3 protein-coding genes are annotated in these 6,730 nt (G+C 38.7%); all 3 read left to right on the top strand.

The window, feature by feature from the left end; all coding sequences use genetic code 11:
- On the top strand, positions 1-172 hold a 172-nt coding region (locus AX662_RS10620; RefSeq protein ID WP_156430714.1), incomplete at its 5' end, for a hypothetical protein.
- 279 nt (positions 173-451) lie between these two features.
- Positions 452-3,544 (top strand): hypothetical protein, encoded by a 3,093-nt coding sequence (locus tag AX662_RS10170; RefSeq protein WP_060972365.1) that lies wholly within the window; start codon positions 452-454, stop codon positions 3,542-3,544.
- A gap of 302 nt (positions 3,545-3,846) precedes the next feature.
- Positions 3,847-6,730: glucosyl transferase (locus tag AX662_RS10165; RefSeq protein WP_060972364.1), on the top strand; the 2,884-nt coding region annotated here is incomplete at its 3' end.

The following is a 6,730-nucleotide window of genomic DNA, read 5'->3' as shown; positions in this document are numbered from 1 at the left end:
CTACTTTGATAAAAATGGTAAGCAAGTCAAAGGTAGCCTAGTAGACATTGATGGTAAAACTTACTACTTTGACAAAGACAGTGGGGCTATGTGGACGAATACCACTCTCGAAAAAGACGGCAAAACTTATATCATCGATGAAAACGGTGTGGCTACTGAGAAAGTGAATTAAAAAGGAAAGACATAATATTTCTACCACTTTAAGAAAACTTTAGGCTTTGCTTTATATACTAAAACCATCCTAAAACTTTTCTTTTTCATAATCTCCTAAATCCAGGGCATAGGTCCTGGATTTTTTTGTTTTTAGAAAAGTCTGTAGCAACTAAAATCATTCCCTCTCTCACTCGCATCACAATGTAATTGTTTTCTTATTTTTATCAAAATTTCTTATATTTCCTTGAAAGTCTCTAAAATAGCGCTATAATAGGACTTAGGAAATGGAGGAAAAAGTATGAAAGTACATTCTAATTTTACTGGACCTAAGTCCACAAAACGTCTGATTGCATTCTCATGTGCAACTGCTCTTGCAAGTTTTGCCTTTATCGCAAAACCTGCCTTCGCTGAGGAAGCTAAGGCTGACAATGCATCTAACCTTGATACGACTGCTGCTACCACTGCCAATGTAGAAACTACCGCAGACCTCGTCGAAACAAAGGTTGTCGAAGCACCTGTTACTACTGAAAATGTGGCTAGCACAGAAAACACCACAAATGTCTCAGAACAAGCCTCAACTTCTACAGCAAGTTCTGAAACTGCCAGTGAAACAGCTTCAACAACTACAAGCGAAAGTCAAGCACCTGCAGAATCGGTCTCAGGCCAAACACGCGAAGCTGTAACTACAGACCGGGCTGCCAGTGAGGCTGCATCAGCAACCGCAGATACCAATAGTGAAACCAATGTTACCGGTGGTCAATATTATAGTGATAGCCTTGGTAACTGGTATTATAAGGATGCTAGTGGTAAGAACCTAACTGGTGCACAAAAAATCGATGGGATCAACGTTTATTTCGATGAAAATGGCATACAAGTCAAGGGAAACTTTTCAAAAAATAAACAATACTATGATGCAGATTCTGGTGCTCTTGTAACGGATTGTTATATTAATCATCTTGGTGGTGTTTACTATGTCGATAAAAATGGTGAACCATTAAAAGGCGCACAAACCATTCAAGGAAAACAAGTTTATTTCAATGATTACAACGGCCTTCAAGTTCGAGACGGATTTGCTAGCAATGAACACTTCTACGATAAAGATGGTAACCTTGTAACAGATAGCTATGTTTTTAGCACTAAATACAACTATAACAACACTATCTATCCTTTCTATGTTGATAAAAATGGCGACAAATTAAAAGGTGAACAAATCATCAATGGAAAATCTGTCTATTTCGATAAGTATGATGGAGCACAGGTGCGTAATAGCGTTGCTGACAATGGGCGTTTCTATGATCAAGATGGTAATTTAGTTGATCTAGGGAAAAAACACTACGTGTTCATCGATAACCATTGGTTCTATGTTGATGAAGATAGAAAGATACTTAAAGGTGAACAGGTCATTGATGGTGTGAAAGTTTACTTTACCCCTTATTACGGATATCAAATTAAAGGGGATTTTAATTCTGACGGCCAATTCTATGACAAGGATACTGGCGAGCTCGTGACAAACCGTTATATTCAATTAACACGCTACGAATCGAACGGCTCTATGGCTCCAACTCTAGAGACCCATTGGTATTATCTTGGGTCAGACGGAAAAGTGGTAACAGGTCCACAAGTTATTGACGGCGTTCGTGTCTACTTTAACTATAGAGGACACCAAGCCAAAGGAGACTTCGGCTACGATGGTTTTTATTATGATAAAGACACTGGAGCACTCGTCAAAAATAGCTTTGTCTCCTTAGAGCAACCATCAGGAACCCTTATTTATTACCTCGATAACGAAGGCAATACAATTAAGGGAGAACAAATTATTAATGGTAAGCATCTCAACTTCGGTGAATACGGTATCCAAGTTAAGGGAAATTTCGCACCTAATGGACTTTTTTATGATGCAATTACAGGGGAACCTGTTACTAATCGTTATGTTCAAATCAATGACCAGAGTAACTCATATAATACCCTTGAAAATAAAGATAAATGGTTCTATATCGGTTCAGACTCTAAAGCTCTTAAAGGAGAGCAAGTCATTAATGGCGTAACCGTATTCTTTGACAAAGATGGGGTTCAAGCTAAAGGGATTTTCGCAGATGACGGTTTCTATTATGATAAAGATTCTGGAGCACGCGTTAATCTTGGCAACAATCAGTTTGTTCAAGTGAACGGTAACTGGTACTATCTTAATAACGAAGGTAAAATTGTAAAAGGTGAACAAGTCATTAATGGTAACAATTTTTACTTTGATAAAGATGGCAAGCAAGTTAAAGGGAACTTTGCTGAAAATGGAGCGTACTATGATGAAAATTCAGGAGTACAAGTAACCAATCGTTATGTTAACTTCAATAACAATTGGTATAGAATCGGTGCTAAAGGTACTCCTCTTAAAGGTGCCCATGTCGTTGATGGTCATAATGTTTTCTTTGACCAAGACGGTAAACAGATTAAGGGCGACTTCGCTTCGGATGGCTACTATTACAGTAAAAATTCAGGAGACCGAGTAGACTTAGGACAAAATCATTATCAAAACATAAACAATAATTGGTATTATATTGGTAATGACGGCAAACGCCTTACTGGTGAACAAGTCATTGATGGTGTCGAGGTCTACTTCGATAGTACTGGTAAGCAGGTTAAAGGAAACTTTGCTGAAAACGATTCATTTTACGATAAAGATAGTGGTGCCCGCCTTAAGGAACAATTTGTCGATTTGAATGGAAAGACTTATTATGTTGATGCTAAAGGCAAAAGACTTAGAGAAGGGGGAGTTCGAACTATCAATGGTAAAGAGTATACCTTTACGGGCGGTGCAGATCCCCACCTTGCTAGAGAAGAATTTCTATATCCTTATGGCTACTCTTCATTCTACGATTTGAATAATAAGGAAGTCAAAGGGCCTCAATTCGTTAAGGCCAAAAATGGTAATAGATATTACATTACCGCTTCTGGTCACGTCCCATTAGGGCTTCACATTATCAACGGAGAACTTTATATGTTTGATGCTCCGACAAATAAATATGCTGATGGTAGGGTTAGGGCGAATGGCTTGACTGAAGACTATTTCCCATCACTTATTCCTAATGGTAGCCATATCTATTACTTTGATAAGGAAACAGCTACTGCTATAAAAAATCAATATAAAGAGGTTAATGGTAACTGGTATTACTTTGGACCTAATTGGTATGCACTAACCGGTGAACAAACTATTGATGGGACTCATGTCTATTTCCATAGAGACGGCAAACAAGCTAAAGGGGAACTAGTCACTGTAAATGATAAACTTCATTATTATGATCCTAACAGTGGTGCACGTACTGAGAACACTACCCTCACTATCGAAGGTAAGACCTACCATTTTGATGCTGAGGGAAATGGAAAACTGCTCAATTAGTGTAAATTAGCAGTAATCATTATGAAAAAGTAATTCCATCTTCTACTTTAAGAAAACTTTAGGCTCTGCTCTATATACTATAATCATCCTAAAACTTTTCTTTTTCATAATCTCCTAAAACCAGGGCACAGGTCCTGGATTTTTTTATTTTTTAAGTTCCTATGATTGCAAAAATTGTGACATTTGCCATTTACTCGCTTTCCTATGTAATCGTTTTCTTATTTTTGTCTAAATTTCTTATATTTCCTTGAAAGTCTCTAAAATAGCGCTATAATAAGACTTAGGAAAAAGGAGGAAAAAGTATGAAAGTACATTCTAATTTTACTGGACCTAGGTCCAAAAAACGTCTGATTGCATTCTCATGTGCAACTGCTCTTGCAGGTTTTGCCCTCGTCGCAAAGCCTGCCTTCGCTGAGGAAACTAAAGCCGACAATGCATCAAACCTTGATGTGACTGCTGCTACCACTGCCAATGTGGAAATTACCGCAGACCTTGTCGAAACAAAGGTTGTTGAAGCACCTACCACTACTGAAGACACAGCCAGCACTGAAAGCACTACACATGTCTCAGAACAAGCCACAACTTCTACAGCAAGCTCTGAAGTTGTCAGTGAAACGGCCTCAACAACTGCAAGTGAAAGCCAGACCCCTGCAGAATCAGCCGCTGGCCAAACACGTGAGGCAGTAACTACAGACCGAGCTGCCAATGAGACTGCTTCAGCTACCGAAACTTCGAACAAGGAAACAAACGTCACTGGTGGTTATTACTACAGCGATAAGTATGGATACTGGCATTACAAAGATGCTAGCGGTAAAGATCTAACTGGACCACAAACCATCGATGGCGTTAAGGTCTACTTCAATCAAGGCGGCGTTCAGGTTAAAGGGGACTTTGACTGGGACGGTCACTATTATGACAAAGACTCTGGTGCTCTTGTTACTAATAAATTCGTTGAAAATTATGGTAGAACCTATTACTTAGATGAAAATGGTAATAAGACAATTGGTTCCAAAGAAGTTAATGGAGCGTGGTATTATTTTGATCAGTATGGTGAACAAGTTAAAGGTAGATTTGCTTCTGATAACCGTTATTACGACGAAAACGGTAAACAAGTGGATTTTGGGACAAACCGCTATTTCGAATTAAACGGGGAATGGTACTATGCTGGAAATGATGGTGCTATTTTAAAGGGACCACAAACCATCGATGGCGTTAAGGTTTACTTCGACCGAGGAGGTGTTCAAGTTAAAGGCTATTTTGTTAAAGATAGTACTGACAATAATGAACGCTATTATGATAAAGATTCTGGTGCTCTAGCTACTAACCAATATATCATTGCCTACAACCCCTACAGACATAGAAATGAACGTTATTATGTTAACGACCAAGGAGTTCGGTTAACTGGTCCTCAAACAATTGATGGTAAACAAGTCTACTTTGATAAATACGAGGGATGCCAAGTTTTCGACAATTTTGGCGATGATGGTTACTTTTACGATCAGGACGGTAATCGTGTTGATCTTGGTGCCAATCGTTATGTTCAAATCAGAGACAATTGGTACTATGTCGGTAACGATGGAAAAATTTTAACCGGTGAACACATTATTGATGGAGCTCACGTTTATTTTGAATATGGTGGTAAACAGGTTAAAGGAGATTTTGACTATAATAATCAATTTCACGATAAAGACTCTGGAAATTTAGTTACTAATCGTTTCGTTACCGTTAATGACAAGACCTACTTCATTGGAGCTGATAGCAAAGCCATCAAAGGAGCAACAGTCATTGACAACACGGAATACTTCTTTGACGAGAAAACTGGAGCCCAAGTCAAAGGAAATTTCGCCACTAACGATAAATATTATGATAGAATCACTGGTGCTCTCGTAATCAATAGTTATGTCCAAGTCGACAAAGACTGGTACTACGTAGGTAATGACGGTAAACGGCTTAAAGGTTCTCAAACCATTAACAATGTTCCTGTATACTTTGACCCTTATAATGGTAAACAAGCCAAAGGTGTCTTTAGTAATGATGGCTACTTCTACGACAAAGATTCTGGTGCTAAAGTAGATTTGGGAACAAATCGCTATGTCCAAGTTAATGATAATTGGTACTACGTCAATGCTGAGGGTAAAATTCTCAAGGGCGAACAAACCATCGATGGGGTTCAAGTCAACTTTGATCCTTATAGCGGTATCCAGGCCAAGGGAGGGTTTGTTGATTCTAAAGGTCGAGTAATCAGTGAAGAGAACTACAATACTTATGAAAGACCTAGTAAGTTCTATGATAAAAATTCTGGAGCTCTTGTAAAAGGTCAATACTTTAACCACAATGGAAACTGGTACTACGCTGATGCGGAGGGGAATATCCTTAAAGGTGAACAAACCATTGATGGGGTGCACGTTTACTTTGACTCTTATGGAGTACAAGCTAAAGACGCAATCGCAGAAGGCTACTACTACGATAAAGACTCTGGTGCTCGTCACGAAGCCCCTCGTAAGCAATTCATAAAGGCTGGTGGTAAATTATACTATCTTGACGATGATAATAAGATAAGTTCTGGTTATAAAAAAATTGACGGTAAGGATTATTTTATTACAGGATATGGGGAAGTTTTAAGAGGAGAATTCGGACCTTACGGTTACGAACCATATTATGATAGTGAGACTGGGGCTGCTGTACGACAAAGAGGTTTTGTTAAATCTGGACGTAACTGGTACTACCTAGATGACGAAGGAAATAAAGTATTAGGACTTGCCAAAATAGATGGTAATCTCTACTATTTCAGTAATCCCGTCGCAACAAAATACCGAATGGGCGAACAAGTTAAAGGAGAGCTGGTGAAACCTTATGATTTCTTCAACTATAACCGTTCACCCTATGACAATCCTGTCTACTACTTCGATGCTGAGACTGGGGCTGCTGTAACCAATCAATTCTTCAATTGGAAGGGCAATTGGTACTACTTCGGTAACGATGGAAAGGCTCTTATCTTTGATCAAGTTATCAATGGTCAACACCTCTACTTTGATTATCAAGGTAAGCAAATTAAAGGCAATTTCGTTACAGACTACAAGGGAACTCGTTATTATGACGAAAACTCTGGTGAGCTCGTAACCAACCAAACCCGTACCATCAATGGTGTGACTTATCATTTTGATGAAAATGGACGTGCAAAGCAAT

It is taken from the genome of Streptococcus sp. CCH5-D3, assembly GCF_001556435.1.
GTDB lineage: Bacteria > Bacillota > Bacilli > Lactobacillales > Streptococcaceae > Streptococcus.
This window is presented reverse-complemented; position numbering and strand designations above follow the sequence as displayed.